Below are 19,614 nucleotides of genomic sequence, written 5' to 3'. Positions count from 1 at the left end.
TCAAGCGAGATCCGCAAGCGGGCCGTAGAGAATGAGCGCGGGGTGATCCGAGCGCGCGCCCTCGAGCCGCGCGGCGAGATCGGCGACGGTGGCGCGGGTGATCGCCTGCTCGGGGTGGCCCACCGCCTCGGCCAGCATCGCGGGGGTATCGGGCGCGAGCCCATGCGCGATCAGCCCCGCAGCGAGGCGCGGAAAGGTGCGTTTGCCCATGAAAACCACGGTCGTCGCCGCGCCATCGGCGAGCGCGGCCCAGTTGATCGTCTCGGGCAGGCCGCCGGTGATATCGGCGCCGGTGACGAATTGCACCCGCCGCGCGGTGAGCCGCCGCGTCAGCGGGATCCCCGCCGCCGCCGCCGCCGCGCAGGCCGAGGGCACGCCGGGGATGATCTCGCTTTCGATCCCCGCCGCGCGCAGGGCGGTGAGCTCTTCCTCGAGCCGCCCGAAGATCCCCGAATCGCCTGATTTCAACCGCACGACGCGCTTGCCCGCCGCCGCATGCTCGACGAGGAGCGCGTTGACATGCTCCTGTTTGGCCGAGGGCTTGCCCGCGCGTTTGCCGACCGCGATCAGCTCCGCCTGCGCGCCCGCATGGCCCAGAACCGGCCCCGAGGCGAGGTCGTCAAAGAGCACCACATCGGCGCGTTTGAGCCGGTCGACGGCTTTCAGCGTGATCAGATCGGGGTCGCCGGGGCCCGAGGAGACGAAGGAAACGAAACCGCTCATGACTGGGCCTCCGCGATGAGGTGAAAGAAGGTGCCGCTGACCGGGCCCCGGGTCGAGCCGGTCTCGGCGACCGGGGCGCCGGTGGCGTCGGTGACGCGCGCAAGGGGGGCGTCGGGCTGGGCGAGGATGGTGGCGTAATGGAACTCATGGCCGCGCAGGCGCGCGCCAGCGGCCTGGCCGGGCAGCGGCGCGGCAAGCTCGGCCAGCCGGTAGCCCAGATGCATCTTGCGTTTGGCAAAGGAGGTCTCGAGCCCGAGAAGCCCCAACATCTCGTGGCGGGTGCCTGCGGCATCCACCAGCCCTGCGCCGAGCACCATATAGCCGCCGCATTCGCCATGAACCGGGCGGGTGGCGGCAAAGGCGCGCATCGCGGCGCGGAACCGCCCCGCCGCGGCGAGGCGCCCGGCGTGCAGCTCGGGGTAGCCGCCGGGCAGCCAGACGAGATCGGCGCTCGGATCGGGGGCCTCGTCGGCGAGCGGCGAGAACGGCAGGAGCGTCGCGCCGCCCGCGCGCCAGGCCTCGATCAGATGCGGATAGAGGAAGGAAAACGCCGCATCGCGGGCGAGCGCGATGCGTCCCGCGGGGGGCGCCGCGCGGGGGGGCGCGGGCGCAGGCGGCGCGCCCGCCGCGGCGAGCGCCTCGATCCGGTCGAGATCACAATGCGCCGCGACGATCCGCCCGGCCTCGGCGAGAAGGGCGGCAAGCCCCTCGGTCTCCTCGGCCTGCACGAGGCCCAGATGCCGCTCCGGCAGCGCGATCCCCGCCGCGCGCGGCAAGGCGCCCAGAACCTCGATCCCCGCCTCGGCGAAGCCTGCGCGCACCAGCGCCTCATGCCGGGCCGAGGCGAGCTTGTTGAGCACCACCCCCGCCACCCGCACCCCCGGCCGCATCCGCGCAAAGCCCAGCGCCACCGCCGCCGCCGATTGCGCCTGCCCCGAGACATCGAGGACGAGCACCACCGGCCAGCCCATCAGCGCCGCGATATCCGCGCTCGCCCCGGTGCCGGCCTCGCCGCGCGCGGCCACCCCGTCGAAGAGCCCCATCGCCCCCTCGGCCACGATCAGATCGGCCTGCCGCGCCGCCAGATGCGCGAGCGCCCCCGGCGTCATCGCCCAGGCATCAAGGTTGAAGCTCGCCCGCCCCGCGGCGGCGGCGTGAAACGCCGGGTCGATGTAATCGGGGCCGCATTTGAACGGCTGCACCGCCCGCCCCCGCGCGCGCAGGGCCGCCAGCAGCCCGAGCGTCAGCGTGGTCTTGCCGGTGCCCGAGGCGGGCGCGGAGATGACGAGCCCCGGGGTCATTCCGGCGCGGTCTCGGGGAAGCGCGGCGCGGTGCCGACGGGGCGATAGCGGCGGTCATAATCGCCCGCGTAAAGGCGGCTTTCGTCGAACGCCTCCGCGCCGAGCGAGCGCCCGACGAGAATGAGCGCGGTGCGCTCGAGCTCGGGGCCGAGGCTGGCCTCGATCGTGCCAAGCGTGGCGCGCACCACCCGCTCATCGGGCCAGCTCGCGCGCCAGACCACCGCGACCGGGCAATCGGCGCCATAGTGCGGGATCAGCTCGGCCAGCACCTCGCCGAGCACATGGATCGAGAGATGGATCGCGAGCACCGCCCCGGTCGCGGCAAAGGCGGCGAGCGTCTCGCGCTCGGGCATCGCGCTCGCCCGCCCCGGCGTGCGCGTCAGCACCACCGATTGCACCACCCCGGGCAGGGTCAGCTCCGCGCCGAGCCGCGCGGCCGCGGCGGCGAAAGAGGGCACCCCCGGCGTCACATCATAACCGATGCCGAGCGCGCGCAGCCGGCGCAGCTGTTCGCCCATCGCCGACCAGACGGACAGATCGCCCGAATGGAGCCGCGCGACATCGAGCCCCGCGGCATCGGCGGCCACGATCTCGGCGATGATCTCGTCGAGGCTCAGGGGCGCGGTGTTGACGATCCGCGCGCCGGGCGGGCAATGCGCGAGCAACGCCTCGGGCACCAGGCTGCCTGCGTAAAGACAGACCGGCGAGGCCGCGATCAGATCGCGCCCGCGCAGGGTGATCAGATCCGCCGCCCCGGGCCCCGCCCCGATGAAATGCACCGTCATTGCGCCTCTCCTTCCACGCCTGCGCCCGCGACCGCGAGCGTCAGCCGCCCGGCCACGACCCTGCGCGCCATTACCAGTTTTGCGCCGCGCCCGCCAAGGGCTTCAACCCCTTTGAGCGCCGCGGCCTCTGCAAGCGAGCCGGTGCCGAAGCGGCCGACCACCCGCGCTGAAACGCTGGGCGTTTCGACCCCCGCGACCGCGACGGCGAGCACCGGCAGCCCGAGCCCCGCCGCGAGCCCCTCGAGCGCCGCGGCCTTCTCCGCCACCGTCGCCAAGGCCGCGACCGGCCCCGCGCCCTCAAGCGCCGCGACGAGATCTGCGGGCGCGGCGCCCGCACGAAAACCCACCCCCGCGACCCTCACAGCACCACGCTCCATTGCACCACCGGCCGCGCCGAGGCCCAGCCGCGCATCCCCCCCAAGGGCGCCGCCTGCGCAAGCTCGATGCGCAAGAGCGCCCCGCCCCGCGCGGCATGCAGCCCCGCCAGCAGCGCCTCGGTCTCGAGCGTGACACCATTCGCCACCAGCCGCGTGCCGGGCGCGAGCCGCGCGAAGAGCGCCTCATAAACCGCCGCCGAGCCGCCCCCGCCAACAAACACCGCCGCGGGCGCGGGCAGCCCGCCCAGCGCCTCGGGCGCCCGCCCCGACACCGCTTGCATCCGCCCGCCAAGGCCGAAGCGCGCGATATTTTCCGCGATCGTGGCGAGGCGGTCGGCGCGCGGCTCGATGGTGATCGCGCGCCCGCCGGCGAGGCACCACTCGACCGAGACCGAGCCCGAGCCGCCGCCGATATCCCACAAAAGCTCGCCCGGCCGGGGCCCGAGCGCCGAAAGCGTCAGCGCGCGCACCGGGCGTTTGGTGATCTGGCCGTCATGGGCGAAGGCCTCGTCGGGCAGCCCCGAGGCGCGCGCAAGCCCGAAGCCCGGCGCCAGATCCGCGCCCTCGATCGCCACCGCGACGGGGGCGGAAATCTCCGCAAGATCAAAGGCATCGGCGCGCGCGGCGCGGATCCGCTCCGCCGGCCCGCCGAGCCGTTCGAGCAGCGTCAGCCGCGCAGCCCCCGCGCCGACCGAGGTGAGCCACCCCGCCAGATCGCCCGCCGCCGCCCCATCGCGCAGCGTCGCCACGATCCGCGCGCCGCGGTGCAGATGCGGCCAGAGCCGCTCAAAAGGCGCGGCATGGAGCGCGAGCGCCGTGATCTCCTCGACCCGCCAGCCCATCCGCGCACAGGCGAGCGACACCCCCCCCGCCACCGGGATCGCGCGCCATTCGCCGGGCGAAAGCGCCTCGGCCAGCATCGACCCCGCCCCGAACCAGAACGGGTCGCCCGAGGCCAGCACCACCACCGCGCGCCCGCGCAAGCCCAGCACCGGCGCGATATCGAAGGGCACGGGCCAGGCCCGCCCGCGCCCGCCCGCGCCGACGAGATCGAGATGGCGCGGCCCGCCGAAGATCACCTCGGCGCGCGCGATCGCCGCACGGCTTGCATCGCCCAGCCCTTCGAGGCCATCTTCGCCCAGACCGACAATCGTGAGCCACGGATCAGCCATGACGCGCCTCCTCCTGCTCGGCGGCACCACCGAAGCCAGCCGCCTCGCCGCCGAAATCGCGAAGACCCGCCTCGCCGCGATCTTCTCCTATGCCGGCCGGACGGAGACGCCGCGCGCCCAGCCGCTGCCGATGCGGGTGGGCGGGTTTGGCGGCGTCGCGGGGCTCGTCGATTATATCACGCGCGAGCAGATCACCCATGTGATCGACGCGACCCACCCCTTCGCCGCGCAGATGAGCACGCACGCGATCGAGGCCTGCGCGCGGACCGGCACGGCGCTCCTCGCGCTCGAGCGCGCGCCCTGGGTCGCGGGGCCGGGCGATATCTGGACCCATGTGCCGAGCCTCGCCGCGGCGGTGGCCGCGCTGCCGCAGGCGCCCGCGCGGGTGTTCCTCGCGATCGGCAAGCAGCATGTCGCGGCGTTTGATGCCGCACCGCAGCATCATTACCTTCTGCGCCTCGTCGATCCGCCCGAGGGGCCGCTCGGCCTGCCCGATGCGGAGGCGGTGATCGCGCGCGGGCCTTTCGATGCGGCGGGCGACGAGGCGCTGCTCAAGGCCCATCGCATCACCCATATCGTCGCCAAGAACGCCGGCGGCGCGGGGGCCGAGGCGAAGCTCATCGCGGCGCGCGCGCTTGGGCTGCCGGTGATCTTGGTGGATCGACCGGCACTCGGGCCGCGGGCGCGGGCCGAGAGCGTCGCCGAGGCGATGGCCTGGCTCGCGGCTCATGGCGCGACCGACCGCGGCGTGTAGACCCAACGCCCGACGCGCCGGGTCGCCGAATTGCCGACCAGAACCACGGTGCGCATATCGGCCATCTCGGGGGTCGCCTCGGCCAGCGTCACCACGCCGATCGCCTCCTCGGGCGTCGAGACCGCGCGGGCGAAGATCACCAGCCGCCCGGGCTCGCATTCCTCGCGCAAGATCTCCAGCACGCGGGCGAATTGATGCGGCCGCGACCGCGAGCGCGGGTTGTAGAAGCCCATCGCGAAATCCCCCCGCGCGGCGTGGCGCAGGCGGGTTTCGACCACCTCGAAGGGCTTGAGGTTGTCGCTCAGGTTGATCGCGCAGAAATCATGGCCCAAGGGCGCGCCCGCCCGCGCCGCGGCGGCGAGCATGGCGGTGATGCCGGGCAGGATGCGGATCTCGAGCCCCTGAAACTCGGGCGCGATTTCCAGCGCCTCGAAAAGCGCCGAGGCCATGGCAAAGACCCCCGGGTCGCCCGAGGAGACCACCACCACCCGCCGCCCCGCCGCCGCAATCTCGAGCGCGGCGCGCGCGCGGTCGAGCTCGACACGGTTGTCGGAGGGGTGCAGCCGGAGCCCCGCGCGCGGCGCCACCCGCGCCACATAGGGGATATAGCCCACGACATCGCTCGCCTCGGCGAGCGCCGCCGCAACCTCGGGCGTCACCAGATCCTCGGCGCCCGGCCCGAGCCCCGCCACCACCAGCCAGCCGCTCATTCCGCCGCCTCCGCCGCCACCGGGCGCCGGCCTTCGCCATGCACCAGAACGATCGCGAAATAGGGGCAATCGTGGTCCTCGACCTGCGCGAGGCGCTCGATGCGCTGACCGGGCATCGTGCCGCGCTCGACGAGCCAGGCCTCGCCCAGCCGCCCGGCCGCCGCCAGCGCGCGTTTCACCTTGGGCAGGTTGCGCCCGGTTTTCATGATCACCAGCGCATCCGAGCCGCTGGCATGGGCGATCAGTTCATCCTCGGGCAGCGTCCCCATCAGCACCGAGAGCACATCGTCGCCCCAGGTGATCGGCTGGCCGGTGACGTTCCAGCAGCCGGTCATGCCGGTGATACCCGGGATCACGTCGATCCGCACCCGGTCCTTGAGGCGGATGTAGAGATGCATGAACGAGCCGTAGAAGAAGGGGTCGCCCTCGCACAGAACGACGATCTCCTCGGTCTCGGCAAGGGTCGCGAGGCGCGCCGCCCAGTCGTCGTAGAAGGCGGCGAGCAGGCGGTTATACTCGGGGCTGTCGAAGGGGATCTCGGTCGTGACCGGGTATTCCATCGGATATTCGACCGCGCCCGGGGCGATCATGCCCTCGACGATGCGGCGCGCCTGACCGGCGCGGCCGGCCTTGCGGAAATAGGCGATGTGGCCTGCGGCGCGGATCGCCCGGTCGGATTTCACCGACATCAGATCGGGGTCGCCGGGGCCGAGCCCCGCACAGATGATCCGGCCCATGGGTTACTCCTTTCGGCTGGCAAGCGCGTTGACGGCGGCCACGGTGATCGCCGAGCCACCGAGCCGCCCCTCGATCGCCATCGCGGGCACGGGGGCCTCCGCCATCAGCGCGGCTTTCGATTCCGCCGCGCCGATGAAGCCCACCGGGCAGCCGATGATCGCCGCGGGGCGCGGGCAGGCCGGGTCCTCGAGCATGTTGAGAAGGTGAAAGAGCGCGGTCGGCGCATTGCCGATCGCCACCACCGCGCCGGCGAGATCGGCCCGCCAGAGCTCGAGCGCGGCGGCCGAGCGCGTGTTGCCCATCTCGCGCGCGAGATCGGGCACGCGCGGGTCCTGGAGCGTGCAGATCACCCGGTTTTGCGCCGGCAGCCGCGCCCGCGTGATCCCCTCGGAGACCATCCGCGCATCGCACAGGATCGGCGCACCCGCCTCGAGCGCGGCCCGCGCGGCGATGGCGAAGCCGGGGGTGAAGCGGGCATGGGCCTCGAGCCCGACCATCCCCGCGGCATGGATCATCCGCACCACGACGACCTCTTCCTCCGGCGTGAAACGGGCGAGGTCGGCCTCGGCGCGGATCGTGGCGAAGGATTGCTCGTAGATCTTCGCGCCGTCCTTCTCATAGGCGTGGGGCATCAGGAAAACTCCGGTAAATCAACAAGATCCGCGGGCGCGAGCCCGGTGCGTGAGGGGGGATCGGCGGCCGTGCCGCCGCGGATGAGGTCAAAGCCCGCGCCCGTCGCGGTGAGCGTCAGATCCGCCCGCGCGGGCCAGCCGCAGCCCTTGGCGCAGCCCGAGACATGGAGCACCTGCCCCCCCGGCACCCGCGGCGCGAGCGCACGCGCGAGATCGCGGGTCGGCGCGGCGGCCTGCAGGCAGCCGGGCGCGCCGGTGCAGGCATGGACCCGCAGCAGCGCCGAGCCCGGGTCGGTGATCAGCCCGGGCAGATCGGGCATCGCCTCCAGCCCCTCGACGAGCAGCATCCGCCACGGCGTGACCCGCAGCGCCCCGAGATCGCCCAGCGCGGCGAAGGTCTCGGCCTGCATCTGGCCGAATTCGAAGCCCACCAGCGCGCCCTGCGGGGTCAGCCCCGGCCCGGGCGGCGCGAGCGCGGGCGCCGGCGCGCGCGTCGCGCCCGCCGGCCGCGCGCCCCGCGCGATCAGCGCCGCCATCCGGCCCCGCCCCTCGGTCACCCCGCCCGCCTCGAGAAACCAGCGCGCGAGATCCAGCGCCGCCTCGGGCGCCTCCTCGGGGCTGACCGGCCGGCCCAGATCCATCCCCGCCGCGCGCAGCACGAGCCCGCCCGCCGCATCGCGCTCGAGCCGGATATCGGCGGGGGTCTCGGCCATCACCGGCGCGGGCCCGCAATCGAGCATGAAGCCGAATTTGCCCGGCAGAGCGGGCGCCTCGGCCAGCGCCTCGGCAAAGGCCCGCGCCAGCGCATCGGTCACCCCGTCGGCGAAAGGCGTCACAATCAGGTTGCGCCTGGCCTCGCGCGCGACATCGGCGTCGATCAGCCCGGCGGCGGTCAGCTCGGCGATCAGCGCGCCATGGGTCTCGGGCCGCACCCCGCGCAGCTGCACATTGGCGCGCCCCGACAGATCGATCAGCCCGTTGCCATGCGCCCGCGCGGCCCGCGCGATCGCTGCGGCCTGCGCGCGGCTCACCCGCCCGCCCGGCACCCGCACCCGCACCACCAGCCCATCGCCCGATTGCATCGGCCGCAGCGCCCCGGGGCACCAGCCCATCACCTTGAAACTCATGGGTTTTCCTCCAGAGATGCCGCGATGGAATTGCGCCGCGTGGCCCAGAGCCCGGCCTCCGCCAGCCGCCGGAAGAGATCGCGCATCGCGCCAAGCGCCTCCGGGTTTTCGCGCGCGAGAAAGGCCGTGACCTCGGCGCGGCCGAGCGTCGCCTCGTGGTAGAGGTCGAACAGATGCGCCGGCACGACCTGCGCGAGATGGGCGAAGGCGGCCATGTGATCGAGCGTCGCCGCGATCTCGGCCGCGCCGCGGAAGCCATGCGCCATCATCCCCTCGACCCAGGCCGGGTTGGCGGCGCGCGCGCGGGTGACGCGGGCGATCTCCTCGGTCAGCGTGCGGGCGCGGGGGCGGTCGGGGCGGGTCGCGTCGAGGTGGTAAAGCGCGGGCGCGGGCGCGCCGAGCCGGGCCAGCGCCGCGGCAAAGCCCGCCTCATGGGCGGCGTAATCGGCGGCGAGCAAGACATCGCTTTCCGGCAGATCCTGCGCATGGACGAAACTGTCCGCGCCGCGCAGCCGCGCCTCGAGGCCCGCGCGATCGGCGCGCGATTGGCCATCCGCCCCGATCGCATGCGAGGAGGCCGCGAGCCAGGCCTCGCCCGCGGCGGCGCGCGCCGCTTCGGTAAAGGCCTCGAGCGCGGCGCCCATGCCGAGCCCGTATTGCCCCGGCGCCGGGCCGAAAACGCGCGGCGCGCGGGCGCGGTAGGGGTTGTCCCCCACCGCCTCGTCGCGCGCGGCGAGCGCGCCCGCGCCGGTCTCGAAGAGCTGCGCGAGCCCCGGGAAGACATCGCGAAAGAGCCCCGAGACCCGCAGCGTGACATCAATCCGCGGCCGCCCGAGGAGCGCGAGCGGCACCACCTCGACCCCCGAGACCCGCCCCGAAGCCGCGTCCCAGACCGGCTTCAGCCCCGCCAGATGCAGCGCCATCGCGAAGTCCTCGCCGCTGGTGCGCATCGTCGCCGAGCCCCACAGATCGATCACCAGCCCGCGCGGCCAATCGCCATGGTCTTGCAGATGTTTGCGCAGGAGCTCCTCGGCGAGCTTGACGCCCTGGGCCTGCGCGGCGCGGCTCGGCACGGCGCGCGGGTCGACCGAGAAGAGGTTGCGCCCGGTCGGCAGCACATCGGCGCGCCCCCGCGCGGGCGAGCCCGAGGGCCCGGGCGCCACCCGCGCGCCGCCAAGCGCGGCGAGCAGGCCCGCGCGCTCCTCGGGCCCGCAGGCGCCCTGGCCAAACACATGCAGCCCCTCGCCGAACTGGCTTTCCTTGATATCGCAGACGAAGCGGTCGATGCGGGTGATCGCCTCGGCGGCGGAGGCGCCCGGCGGCAGGCCGAGATCGGCCTCCACCCCGGCGGCGCGGGCCTCGGCGCGGATATCGGCGATCAGCCGGTCGCGGCGGGCGGGGTCGAGGCCGTCGGCGGTGGAATATTCGTCCAGAAGCCGCTCGAGATGGGTCATCCCCGCGGGCAGGGTGGCGGCGCGCTGCGGCGGCGGCAGGTGGCCGAGCGTGACCGCGCCGATCCGACGTTTGGCCTGCGCGGCCTCGCCCGGGTCGTTGACGATGAACGGGTAGATCACCGGCAACGCGCCGGTCAGCGCCTCGGGCCAGCACCCGCCCGAGAGCGCGACCGCCTTGCCCGGCAACCACTCGAGCGTGCCATGCGCGCCCATGTGGAGGAGCGCATGGGGCGCGCTCTGGGCGAGCCAGAGGTAGAAGGCGACATAGGCGTGGCGCGGCGTGCGGGTGAGGTCGTGATACTCGTCATCGCGGGCCCGGGGCGCGCCGCGCTCGGGTTGCAAAGCGATGGTGACCGCGCCACGGGAGAGCGCGGCGAAGTGGAAGGCGCCGTCGGCGAAGGCCGGGTCGGCCTCGGGGGCGCCATGGGCCGCGGTGAGGGCGGCGCGCAGGCTCTCGGGCAGGGTGGCGAGCGCGGCCTCGTAGTCCGCGAGCGGGAAGGCGACCCGCGCCTCGGCCAGCGTGGCGAGCGGCGCGCCGGGGGCGACCGCATAGCCCTCGGCCGCGAGCGTCTCGAGCAGCGCCTCGGCCGAGGCCAGCGCATCGAGGCCGACCGCATGGGCCATCTGCCAGGGCCGCCCCGGATAGGTCGAGAGCACCAGCGCGAGGCGGCGCGCGGGCGCGGGCGTGGCCGCGAGCCGCAGCCAGCCGCCCACCCGCGCCACGATCGCGGCGATGCGCTCGGGCTCGGCGCGGTGAGCAAAGCGGGCATATTCGAGATCGGGGTCGCGGCGGGCGGGTTGCTTGAACGAGGCGACGCCGGCGAAGATCCGGCCATCGACCTCGGGCAGCACGACATGCATGGCGAGATCGGCAGGCGAGAGGCCGCGCTCGGCCTCGGCCCAATCGCGTCGCCGCGCGGTCGAGAGCGCGACCTGGAAGACCGGGCAGGCGAAGGCGTCGAAGGGCGTATTGCCGCTCGGCCCCTGCGCCGAAAAGGCGGTCGCGTTGACCACCGCGCGGGGCGCGAGCCCCTGGGCGCCGAGCCAGCCGGCAAAGCCCGGCGCCTTCAGCGAGGGCGCAAAGACCCCCAGCGCCGAGACCCCCGCCGCGCGAAACGCCGCGATCAGCGCATCGACCGGGGCGGTATCGGCGGCGGTGAGATAGGAGCGGTAGAAGCTCACCAGCACTTCCGCCGGGCCCGCCGCACAAACGCCCGCGGCCGGGTCGTAAAAGCCGAACTCGGGGATCTCGGTCGCGCCTTCGGGCGCCTCGGCCGCGAGCCCCGCCGCGCGCGCAAGCTCGGCCAGCGCCGCCTGCGCCGCCACCGCGCCGCCCGCATCGCACAGATCCTTCAACCGCCGCAGCACGGCGACGGGCAGCGTCGAGACCTCATCGAGGCGCGGGTCCGCGCGCCCATCGGCCGGCAGAACCGCGAGCGCGATCCCCCGCCTGCGCGCCAGATCCTGCACCGAGGCGAGGCCATAGGGCCAGTAAGCCTCGCCGCCGATCAGCCGGATCAGCACCGCCTTCGCCCCCACGAGCGTTTGCTCGACATAGGTATCGACCGAGATCGGATGGCGCAGCGCGACGAGATTGGCCAGCCGCAGCCTCGGCAAGCCCCCCTGCGCCCGCTGCCAGCCCGCCGCGAAAGCCCCCAGATCGCTATCGGAAAACGACAGCACGACCAGATCCGCGGGCGTCTGCCCCAGATCGGTCGGCACGGCGCTTTCCTCGAGCCCGTGGCTTTCGCGGAAGACGACATGCATCAGCCGGCCGCGCCTTCCATCAACACCGCGCGGATCGCGGCCTCGTTCACATCGTCATGCTCGGCGATGACGACGAGCGCGGTGCGGCGCGGGTCGGCGCCCCAGGGGCGGTCGAATTGCTGGCGCACGCGCTCGCCCACCGCCTGCACGAGCAGCCGCATCGGCTTGCCCAACACCGCGACATGGCCCTTCACGCGCAAGATGTTCTGCTCGCGCGCGAGCCGCTCGATCGCGGCGACAAGACGCGCCGGGTCGGCGATTTCGGGCAGCTCGATCACCACCGTGTCGAAATCGTCATGCTCGTGATCGCCGTGGTCATCATGGTGCGAGGGGCGCGCGGCGAGGTCGTCCTCGGCCGCGGCGCCGAGCCCGAGGATCACCTGCGGGTCGATCACGCCCTCGGTCATCGCGAGGATCGGCAGTTTGCGCGGCGCCTCGGCCTCGATCGCGGCGCGGGCGGCGGCAAGCCCCGCCTCGCCCGCCAGATCGGCCTTCGACAGGAGCACGATATCGGCGCAGGCGATCTGATCCTCGAAGACCTCGGAGAGCGGCGTCTCGTGGTCGATGCTGTCATCGGCGGCGCGCTGGGCATCGACGGCCGCGACATCGGGGGCGAAGCGCCCCGCCGCCACCGCCTCGGCATCGGCGAGCGCAATCACGCCATCGACCGTGATCTTCGAGCGGATCGCGGGCCAGTCGAAGGCCTTCAGGAGCGGTTTCGGGAGCGCCAGCCCCGAGGTCTCGATCAGGATGTGATCGGGGCGCTTGGGCCGCGCCATCAGCGCCTCGATCGTCGGGATGAAATCATCGGCCACCGTGCAGCAGATACAGCCATTGGCGAGCTCGACGATGTTCTCGTCGGGGCAGTTCTCATCGGCGCATTGGCGCAGGATCTCGCCATCGACGCCCACCGTGCCGAACTCGTTGACGAGCACGGCGAGGGTCTTGCCCTGCGGGTTCGCCATCAGATGCCGGATCAGCGTGGTCTTGCCCGCGCCGAGAAAGCCGGTGATCACGGTCACGGGGATTTTGGTCAGATCGGTCATCGCTCACTCCTGCGGGGGGATACGGGCAAGGCTTTGCTTGCGGAAGATTTCGGGGCGCTCGCGCCAGGGCACGAGGCCATCGGCGCAGGCGGCATAGCGCGCGGCACCGGCGAGGATCTCGGCGGCGTCATGGGCCGAGAGGCGGCCGTAGACATAGCTCCATTTGCCCGGCGCCGAGAGCGCGACGGCGCAGCCCTGGCTGCAGGCCGAGAGGCATTCGACGGGGCGCAGCGTGACGCCCTCGGGCAGGGCGGCGGCGCTCAGCGCCTCATAGAGGCGCGCGCCCGGGCGGGTGCCGTCGGCGCCGATGGCGAGCGGGCAGCCCGCGCAATTGCCGGCCGCAGGGCCGCCGAGGTCGCAGCCCGCGCAAGCCGTTTCGGCGGCGCGGCAGGTGGTGCAGACATGAAGCACGGCAGACATGGCGCGGCCCCTCTTCTTGGCATGGGGGCATGGGCCAGAGGGGGGCAAAGCCCACCTGCCGGTCGCGGAACACCCCGTCCGCCCGTTACATCGATGCGCGGGCAGGTCTCCCGGCTTGCGGATCTCGGGCCCCCGGGTTGGGTCGGCCCTGCGGTCACCCCACCTTCCCAGCCTCAGCCAGTGGTCGGGGCGACCTCTCCGGTCACGGTCGCGGGGGCGGCTGCGCTTCGGGATCGGACCGTTCCTGGTCGCAAACCCTGTCGCATTCCCTCTTCACCTGTCATAGGACAGGACCAGCGCGCTTCCTCCCTGAGCGAGCCGCCCCCCTTTGTCAAGAACGAGGACCGCCGCAATGACGACAGAATCCGACGCCCAGGCCGAATCGCAGCGCCACGCCAGCAAGATGGCCAAGAAGAAGGCCGCCCGCGACAAGATCATGGCGACGAAAGAGGGCGAAAAGGGGCTGATCATCGTCCATACCGGGCCGGGCAAGGGCAAGTCCTCCTCGGGGTTCGGGATGATCCTGCGCTGCATCGCACATGGCATGCCCTGCGCGGTGGTGCAGTTCATCAAGGGCGCCTGGGAGACCGGCGAGCGGCGCCTGCTGACCGAAAATTTTGGCGATCTGTGCCAGTTTCACGCGATGGGCGAAGGCTTTACCTGGGAAACGCAGGACCGCGCGCGCGATATCGCCGCGGCCAAGGCCGGCTGGGAAAAGGCCAAGGAGCTGATCCACGACCCGCGGATCCGGATGGTCCTGCTCGATGAGATCAACATCGCGCTGCGTTATGATTACCTCGAGCTTGACGAGGTGCTGGCCTTCCTGCGCGCGGAAAAGCCGCCGCTCACCCATGTCGTGCTGACCGGGCGCAACGCGGCCGAGGGGCTGATCGAGGCGGCCGATCTGGTGACCGAGATGACGCTGGTGAAACACCCGTTCCGCTCCGGGATCAAGGGGCAGCCGGGCGTGGAATTCTGACGCCGCGAAGACGGAGAGCGCCGGGGGCGCCGCCCCCGGACCCCCGGGATATTTCTGGCAAGATGAAATGTAAGGGTTTGTTAAGGATGATCTGGCACCCTTTTTCTACGGTACAGGGAGGGATCCCGATGACCGTGCAAGGTGAAAGCGCCGCGTCTCCCCCGGTTCTCCGGCCCGAGGCGCGGCGCCCGTCCGCCCTCCCTTTCATCTTGCCAATAAATATCCCCGCCGGAGGCTCCCGAACTCTCAACTGGCGCGCGGCTGGAGGGCGGCGATGACGGCGATCATGATTCAGGGGGCGGGCTCGAATGTCGGCAAGTCGATGCTGGTGGCGGGGCTGTGCCGGGCGGCGGTGCGGCGGGGCCTGAGCGTGGCGCCATTCAAGCCGCAGAACATGTCGAACAACGCCGCGGTGACGGCGGACGGCGGCGAGATCGGGCGGGCGCAAGCCTTGCAGGCGCGGGCCGCGGGGCTCGAGCCCATGGTCGACATGAACCCGATCCTCTTGAAGCCGGAGAGCGAGCTTGGTGCGCAGGTCGTGGTGCAGGGGCGGCGGCTGACGACCACGCGGGCGCGGGAATATTGGGCGCTCAAGCCGCAGCTGATGGGCGCTGTGCTCGAGAGTTTCGGGCGGCTGAAGGCGGCGCATGATCTGGTGATCGTCGAGGGCGCGGGCTCGCCGGCGGAGGTCAATCTGCGGGCGGGCGATATTGCCAACATGGGCTTTGCGCGGGCGGCCGATGTGCCGGTCGTGCTTGCCGGCGACATCGACCGGGGCGGGGTGATCGCGCAGATCGTCGGCACGCAGGCGGTGCTGGACCCGGCCGATGCGGCGATGATCGAGGGCTTTCTGATCAACAAGTTCCGCGGCGATCCGAGCCTCTTTGACGATGGCTATCGGATGATCGAGGCGCGCACCGGCTGGCGCGGGTTCGGGGTTTTGCCGTGGTTTGCGCAGGCGCATCTGCTGCCCGCCGAGGACGCGCTCGACCTCGCCTCGGGGCCCTTGGGCGGGGGGGTGAAGATCGCCTGTCTGACGCTCTCGCGGATTGCGAATTTCGATGATCTCGATCCGCTGAAGGCCGAGCCCGGGGTCGATCTGATCATGGTGCGGCCGGGCGAGGCGATCCCGGGCGATGCGCGGCTGGTGATCTTGCCCGGGTCGAAATCGACGCGGGGCGATCTCGACTTTCTGCGCGCGCAGGGCTGGGATATCGACCTTGCGGCGCATGTGCGGCGTGGCGGGCATGTGCTGGGTATCTGCGGCGGCTACCAGATGCTGGGGAGGTTCGTCGACGATCCGCAAGGGATTGAGGGCGCGCCGGGGCGCACGCCGGGGCTCGGGCTTCTCGATGTGGAAACCGTGATGACGCCCGACAAGCGCCTGACGCGGACCGAGGCGGTGCATGCGCCCACCGGGCTCGCGATCTCGGGCTATGAGATCCACATCGGGCGCACCGAGGGCGCCGACCGGGCGCGCCCGTTTGCGCGGATCGGCGGCGCGCCGGAGGGGGCGACCTCGGCCGACGGGCGGGTGACGGGCAGCTACCTGCACGGGATGTTCGCGCAAGACGCTTTCCGCGCGGCCTATCTGGCGCAGATCGGCGTCGCGGCGTCGGGCCGCTCGCAGGGCGCGAGCGTCGAGGCCGCGCTCGATGCGCTCGCCGATCATCTCGAGGCGCATCTCGATGTGGGGGGGCTTCTCGGCCTCGCCCGCTAGATCTTGTCCCAGACGGTCGGCGCATTTTCCTGCCAGCCGGCGCGGTGCAGAAGCGGCGTGTCGTCGGTGAACTCGGGGTGCCCGATGCAGAGCCAGGCCGCGAATTCCCAGCCCGCCGGCGCGCCGACTGCGCGCGCCACCGCCTCCGGGTCGAGGATCGAGACCATGCCGAGCCCGAGGTTCTCGGCCCGCGCCGCGAGCCAGAGCGTGTAGATCGCCATCGCGGTCGATTGGCGCAGCGTCTCGGGCATGGTGAGACGGCCAAGGCGGTGGCCCGCCTCCGGGTCGGTGACGGTGAAAACCGCGAGCTGCACGGGGGCGGCATCCATGCCTTGCAGCTTGAGCTGGGCATAGGCCGAGGCGCGCGCGCCCGCGTATTGGCCGGCGGCCTCGGCGTTGCAACGCTCGAAAATCGCCCGCACCTCGGCGCGGATCGCGGGGCTCTCCACGCGCATCACCCGCCAGGGGCGCGCATTGCCGACCGAGGGCGCGCAATCCATCGCGGCGCGCAGCCGCTCGAGCACCGGCTCGGCGACCGGATCGGGGCGAAAATGGCGCACATCGCGGCGCCAGCGCAAAATCCGCGCGAGCGCCTCGCGCGCGAGGTCATCGAATTCCATCAGACGAGCGCCTCCTCCAGCCGCTGCCATTCCGCGCCGCCGCCCGGCAGGCCGAGCCGGATCCAGCGGGGCGAATAGGGAAAGATCCGCGACCAGATCCGCGCCCGGGCGAGCCGGTCCTGCGCCGCGGCGGCGTCGGGCGTGTCATAGCTGCGAAAGAGCGCCGTGCCGCCGACGAGGCGCCAGCCCGCGCGGGCGGCGAGCGCGTCGATCCGCGCCGCCTCGGCGGTGAGCCGCGCGATCGTGGCCGCGCGCCAGGCGGTATCGGCGAGCGCCACGCGCCCGATCTCGATCGCCGCGCCCGAGACCGGCCAGGGCCCGGCCATCTCGGCGAGCCCGGCGATCCGCGCCGCGGGGCCGAAGGCGAAGCCGAGCCGCAGCCCAGCGAGCCCCCAGAACTTGCCAAACGAGCGCAGCACGAGGATCTCGCCCGGGTCGGCAAGCAGCGACAGCCCCGGCACCGGGTCGGCGAAGCTCTCATCGACGACAAGCTGGCCGACGCGGGGCGCAAGCGCGCGCAGCGCGGCGGGCGCATGGGTGCGGCCATCGGGGTTGTTGGGGTTCACCACCACGGCGAGATCGGCGCCCGCGAGACCTTCGAGCGTCTCCACCTCCTCGACCGCCCAACCGCCCGCCCGCAGGCTCGCGGCATGTTCGTTATAGGTGGGCCCAAGCACCCGCGCCCGCCCGGGGCCAAGCAGACGCGGCAAGAGCTGGATCGCGGCCTGCGCGCCTGCGAGCGCGACGCCCGGCGCCTCGGTGCCGAAGGCCGCGCGCGCCGCGGCGATCAGGCCCGCCTTGGCCTCGGCCGTGGGCAGCATCGTCCAGGCCTCGGGCGAGAGCGCGGGCAGCGGATAGGGCACGCGGTTGATGCCGGTCGAGAGGTCGATCCAATCGGCGCCGCCATACGCGGCCCGCGCCTGATCGATATTGCCGCCATGGTCGCGCATCAGATCCCCCCCGCCGCGGCGAGCGCGATCAGCGCAACGCCCAGAGCCATCGCCCGGGCGTATAGCGCAAGTCCGCGCGCGAGGTCAGCCGGAAACGGATCGGGGCAGGTGCCGTTGAGCCAGGGCTCCTCGGCGACCCGATCGGCATAGACGCGCGGGCCCGAGAGCCGCACACCGAGCGCGCCGGCCATCGCGGCCTCGGGCCAGCCGGCGTTGGGCGAGCGGTGGGCGCGCGCGTCGCGGGCCATCACCCGCAGCCCGCGCCCGGGCCGCCCCGAGGCCAGCGCAAAGAGCAGCCCGGTGAGCCGCGCGGGGATCAGGTTCACCCAATCGTCGATCCGCGCCGAGGCCCAGCCGAAGGCCTCATGGCGCGGCGTGCGGTGGCCGATCATCGAATCGAGCGTGTTGATCGCCTTGTAGGCCGCGATCCCGGGCAGGCCCGCGACCACGCCCCAGAAAAGCGGCGCGACGATGCCGTCGGAGCTGTTCTCGGCGAGGCTCTCGAGGGCCGCGCGCGCCACGCCCGCGCTGTCGAGGCGCGAGGGGTCGCGCCCGACGATCATCGCGACGGCCTGACGCGCGGCGGGGATATCGCCGGCGAGAAGCGGGCGCGCGACGGCCGCGACATGTTCATGCATCGAGCGGATCGCGACGAGCGGCCAGGCGAGCACCCCGCCGAGCACCACGCCCCAAACCCCCTCGGGCAGGAGCGCCTGCGCGAGGCCGCCCACCCCGGCGGCGAGCCCGATCACCACCGCCGCCGCCAGCACGCCCCGCGCGCGCCGCGGCCGGCCCGGCCGGTTGAGCCGACGATCGAGCGCGCCGATCAGCCGCCCGAGCCAGGTCACCGGATGGCCGATCCGCGCGTAAAGCGCCCCCGGCCAGCCAAAGGCGAGATCGCACGCGACCGCGACCAGCATCATCCCCGCGAAACTCATGCCGAGCCCCCCCGAAACACCCGCACCCCGCGCAGCCCCGCCGCACGCAGCCCCGCCGCCGCGCCCTCGGGCACCGTGCCGGGCGCGTAAATCAACCCGCGCGCGGCGCCAGTATGCGCCATGCACCACCCGAGCGCGCCAAACCGCTGCGCAAGCCCTGCCACAGGATCGCCCGCGGGGCCCCGCCGCGCGAGGCTGCGCGCGGCGCTTTCCGAGGCCAAAGCGGCAAAATCACCAAGCGCGCGCGCGCCCTGCCAGGCCGCCACGAGATCGGAAATATCGGCGAAATCGCTGTCCTTGGCATCGGTCGCGCGCGGCGGGCCCCAAAAGCCGCCAAGCACCTCGAACCGCGGCAGCGCCGGCAGGAGCGCGAGCGCCCGCCCCGCGCGCGAGGCCCACAAGAGCCGCTCGGGCGCGGGAAACATCAGCGGATCGGAGGCGCCCTCGACCGCGACACAGGCCGCCGCGAGATCCTCCGCCGCGCCCCGCCAGCCGGCAAGCGCGGCGAGCGCAACGAGGCTCGCCGTCGAGACGCCAGTGCCGCAGCCGGGCTCGGCCAGCGGCCGCATCGCGACCCGCCCGGGCGCCGCGAGGCCCAGCGCGCGCAGGAGCGCAAGCCCCCGCCCCGGCGCGCCCGCGCGGTGCAGCGCAAGCCCCCGCCCAGGCCGACACCCCGCCACCACGCCAAGATCGGCGCAGGGCAGCGTCACCAGAACCACCGGCCCGCAGGCGCCGAGCCGCCCCTGGATCAGCTCGCCGAAATGCCCCGGCACGCGCAGGTTCAGCCGCATCGCCGGTTGACCTCCGCGACCGACCAGCCCCCGCCCGCGACCACGATCCGGGTCAGCGAGAGCGGCGCCACCTGAAACGCGAGCCCGCCCGCGACCGCCCCCACCGCCCGCGACAAAGCCGCGCGCACCACCCCCGCATGAGCCACGAGCGCCACCCGCCCGCCGCGCGCCGCGAGATCGTCAAACCCCGGCGCAAGGCGCGCGCAAAGCTCGGCGAAACTCTCGCCGCCGGGGGGCCGATGCGCCGCCAGGGCCTCGCCCGAGAGCGGGCCGATATCGGGCAGATCCGCAAAGGGCAGCCCCTCCCAATCGCCGAAATCCTGCTCCCAGAACCGCGCATCGAGCTCGGGCGCGCGGCCGGGCCAAAGCGCGCCGGCCGTCTGCACACAGCGCAGCGCCGGGCTCGCGACGAGCGCATCCACGGCCCCCGCCGCCGCCGCCAGCGCCGCAAACGCCGCCGCGTCGGAACAATCCGCCGGCACATCGCGCCGCCCCGCCAGCCGCCCGCCGTTGATCTGCGGCGCATGGCGGATCAACAGGATTTCCGTCGCGCCCCCTTCGGCCATGGTCGCATTTCTCCTTCCGTCCCGGCGCCGTTTCTGCTTTGTCA

20 protein-coding genes and 1 riboswitch are annotated in these 19,614 nt (G+C 73.1%); of the genes, 3 read left to right on the top strand and 17 right to left on the bottom strand.

Annotation, left to right across the window (positions count from 1 at the left end):
* Genes cobA through cbiE form a run of 5 tightly spaced genes read right to left on the bottom strand, consistent with a single transcriptional unit; the run spans window position 1 to window position 4,358 of the window.
* Window positions 1-723 carry a uroporphyrinogen-III C-methyltransferase gene (gene cobA / locus LPB142_RS02420; RefSeq protein ID WP_068766215.1) on the bottom strand — a complete coding sequence of 241 codons (723 nt, stop codon included), beginning with the start codon at window positions 721-723 and terminating at the stop codon, window positions 1-3.
* The gene (locus LPB142_RS02415) at window positions 720-2,024 is read right to left on the bottom strand and encodes a cobyrinate a,c-diamide synthase (RefSeq protein WP_071165407.1); all 1,305 of its coding nucleotides are present in this window, start codon (window positions 2,022-2,024) and stop codon (window positions 720-722) included. The genes cobA and LPB142_RS02415 overlap by 4 nt, the downstream gene beginning before the upstream one ends.
* Entirely contained in the window at window positions 2,021-2,809 is a 789-nt protein-coding gene (gene cobM, locus LPB142_RS02410) for a precorrin-4 C(11)-methyltransferase (protein ID WP_071165406.1), read from the bottom strand. Before cobM ends, LPB142_RS02415 begins: the two co-directional genes overlap by 4 nt.
* Complete coding sequence (locus LPB142_RS02405) at window positions 2,806-3,186, bottom strand: cobalamin biosynthesis protein (RefSeq protein WP_156894292.1); 381 nt, start codon at window positions 3,184-3,186, stop codon at window positions 2,806-2,808. The genes cobM and LPB142_RS02405 overlap by 4 nt, the downstream gene beginning before the upstream one ends.
* Complete coding sequence (gene cbiE, locus LPB142_RS02400) at window positions 3,168-4,358, bottom strand: precorrin-6y C5,15-methyltransferase (decarboxylating) subunit CbiE (protein ID WP_071165404.1); 1,191 nt, start codon at window positions 4,356-4,358, stop codon at window positions 3,168-3,170. Before cbiE ends, LPB142_RS02405 begins: the two co-directional genes overlap by 19 nt.
* Here cbiE and LPB142_RS02395 point away from each other — a divergent pair.
* Window positions 4,357-5,112 carry a cobalt-precorrin-6A reductase gene (locus LPB142_RS02395; protein ID WP_071165403.1) on the top strand — a complete coding sequence of 252 codons (756 nt, stop codon included), beginning with the start codon at window positions 4,357-4,359 and terminating at the stop codon, window positions 5,110-5,112. The two genes, cbiE and LPB142_RS02395, sit on opposite strands and share 2 nt — an antisense overlap.
* Here LPB142_RS02395 and cobJ read toward each other — a convergent pair.
* Genes cobJ through LPB142_RS02360 form a run of 7 tightly spaced genes read right to left on the bottom strand, consistent with a single transcriptional unit; the run spans window position 5,085 to window position 13,006 of the window.
* Window positions 5,085-5,822, bottom strand: a complete 738-nt coding sequence (gene cobJ, locus LPB142_RS02390; protein ID WP_071165402.1) for a precorrin-3B C(17)-methyltransferase — start codon at window positions 5,820-5,822, stop codon at window positions 5,085-5,087. The two genes, LPB142_RS02395 and cobJ, sit on opposite strands and share 28 nt — an antisense overlap.
* The gene (locus LPB142_RS02385) at window positions 5,819-6,559 is read right to left on the bottom strand and encodes a precorrin-2 C(20)-methyltransferase (RefSeq protein ID WP_071165401.1); all 741 of its coding nucleotides are present in this window, start codon (window positions 6,557-6,559) and stop codon (window positions 5,819-5,821) included. The genes cobJ and LPB142_RS02385 overlap by 4 nt, the downstream gene beginning before the upstream one ends.
* A 3-nt stretch (window positions 6,560-6,562) precedes the next feature.
* The gene (locus LPB142_RS02380; protein WP_068766222.1) at window positions 6,563-7,192 is read right to left on the bottom strand and encodes a precorrin-8X methylmutase; all 630 of its coding nucleotides are present in this window, start codon (window positions 7,190-7,192) and stop codon (window positions 6,563-6,565) included.
* Entirely contained in the window at window positions 7,192-8,319 is a 1,128-nt protein-coding gene (gene cobG, locus LPB142_RS02375; RefSeq protein ID WP_071165400.1) for a precorrin-3B synthase, read from the bottom strand. The genes LPB142_RS02380 and cobG overlap by 1 nt, the downstream gene beginning before the upstream one ends.
* On the bottom strand, window positions 8,316-11,540 hold the full coding sequence (gene cobN / locus LPB142_RS02370) for a cobaltochelatase subunit CobN (protein ID WP_071165399.1): 3,225 nt from the start codon (window positions 11,538-11,540) through the stop codon (window positions 8,316-8,318). Before cobN ends, cobG begins: the two co-directional genes overlap by 4 nt.
* Window positions 11,540-12,586: a cobalamin biosynthesis protein CobW gene (cobW, locus tag LPB142_RS02365; protein WP_071165398.1), complete on the bottom strand. Its 1,047-nt coding sequence runs from the start codon at window positions 12,584-12,586 to the stop codon at window positions 11,540-11,542. The genes cobN and cobW overlap by 1 nt, the downstream gene beginning before the upstream one ends.
* A 3-nt stretch (window positions 12,587-12,589) precedes the next feature.
* The gene (locus LPB142_RS02360) at window positions 12,590-13,006 is read right to left on the bottom strand and encodes a DUF1636 family protein (RefSeq protein WP_082872927.1); all 417 of its coding nucleotides are present in this window, start codon (window positions 13,004-13,006) and stop codon (window positions 12,590-12,592) included.
* Window positions 13,007-13,089: 83 nt separating this feature from the next.
* A riboswitch (cobalamin riboswitch) is annotated at window positions 13,090-13,319 on the bottom strand.
* Between the two features lie 39 nt (window positions 13,320-13,358).
* On the opposite strand from LPB142_RS02360, the gene cobO reads away from it, so the two are divergent.
* On the top strand, window positions 13,359-13,985 hold the full coding sequence (gene cobO / locus LPB142_RS02355) for a cob(I)yrinic acid a,c-diamide adenosyltransferase (protein WP_071165397.1): 627 nt from the start codon (window positions 13,359-13,361) through the stop codon (window positions 13,983-13,985).
* 274 nt (window positions 13,986-14,259) lie between these two features.
* Window positions 14,260-15,705 carry a cobyric acid synthase gene (locus LPB142_RS02350; protein WP_071165396.1) on the top strand — a complete coding sequence of 482 codons (1,446 nt, stop codon included), beginning with the start codon at window positions 14,260-14,262 and terminating at the stop codon, window positions 15,703-15,705.
* On the opposite strand, the gene bluB is transcribed toward LPB142_RS02350, so the two are convergent.
* From bluB to LPB142_RS02325, 5 genes are read right to left on the bottom strand one after another with little or no spacing between them, the layout of a single operon-like run.
* A complete protein-coding gene (bluB, locus tag LPB142_RS02345) occupies window positions 15,702-16,325 on the bottom strand; it encodes a 5,6-dimethylbenzimidazole synthase (RefSeq protein ID WP_071165395.1) in 624 nt (207 codons plus the stop codon). The two genes, LPB142_RS02350 and bluB, sit on opposite strands and share 4 nt — an antisense overlap.
* Window positions 16,325-17,275: a threonine-phosphate decarboxylase CobD gene (gene cobD, locus LPB142_RS02340; protein WP_071165394.1), complete on the bottom strand. Its 951-nt coding sequence runs from the start codon at window positions 17,273-17,275 to the stop codon at window positions 16,325-16,327. The genes bluB and cobD overlap by 1 nt, the downstream gene beginning before the upstream one ends.
* Window positions 17,275-18,213 (bottom strand): adenosylcobinamide-phosphate synthase CbiB, encoded by a 939-nt coding sequence (cbiB, locus tag LPB142_RS02335; RefSeq protein WP_071165393.1) that lies wholly within the window; start codon window positions 18,211-18,213, stop codon window positions 17,275-17,277. The genes cobD and cbiB overlap by 1 nt, the downstream gene beginning before the upstream one ends.
* Window positions 18,210-19,004 (bottom strand): hypothetical protein, encoded by a 795-nt coding sequence (locus LPB142_RS02330; protein ID WP_071165392.1) that lies wholly within the window; start codon window positions 19,002-19,004, stop codon window positions 18,210-18,212. The genes cbiB and LPB142_RS02330 overlap by 4 nt, the downstream gene beginning before the upstream one ends.
* Window positions 18,995-19,570: a histidine phosphatase family protein gene (locus LPB142_RS02325; RefSeq protein ID WP_071165391.1), complete on the bottom strand. Its 576-nt coding sequence runs from the start codon at window positions 19,568-19,570 to the stop codon at window positions 18,995-18,997. Before LPB142_RS02325 ends, LPB142_RS02330 begins: the two co-directional genes overlap by 10 nt.
* Window positions 19,571-19,614 lie beyond the last annotated feature (44 nt).

The organism is Rhodobacter xanthinilyticus (assembly GCF_001856665.1).
Taxonomy (GTDB): Bacteria; Pseudomonadota; Alphaproteobacteria; order Rhodobacterales; family Rhodobacteraceae; genus Rhodobacter; species Rhodobacter xanthinilyticus.
The sequence above is the reverse complement of the archived record's forward strand: the minus strand, read 5'-3'. Positions and strand labels throughout refer to the sequence as shown.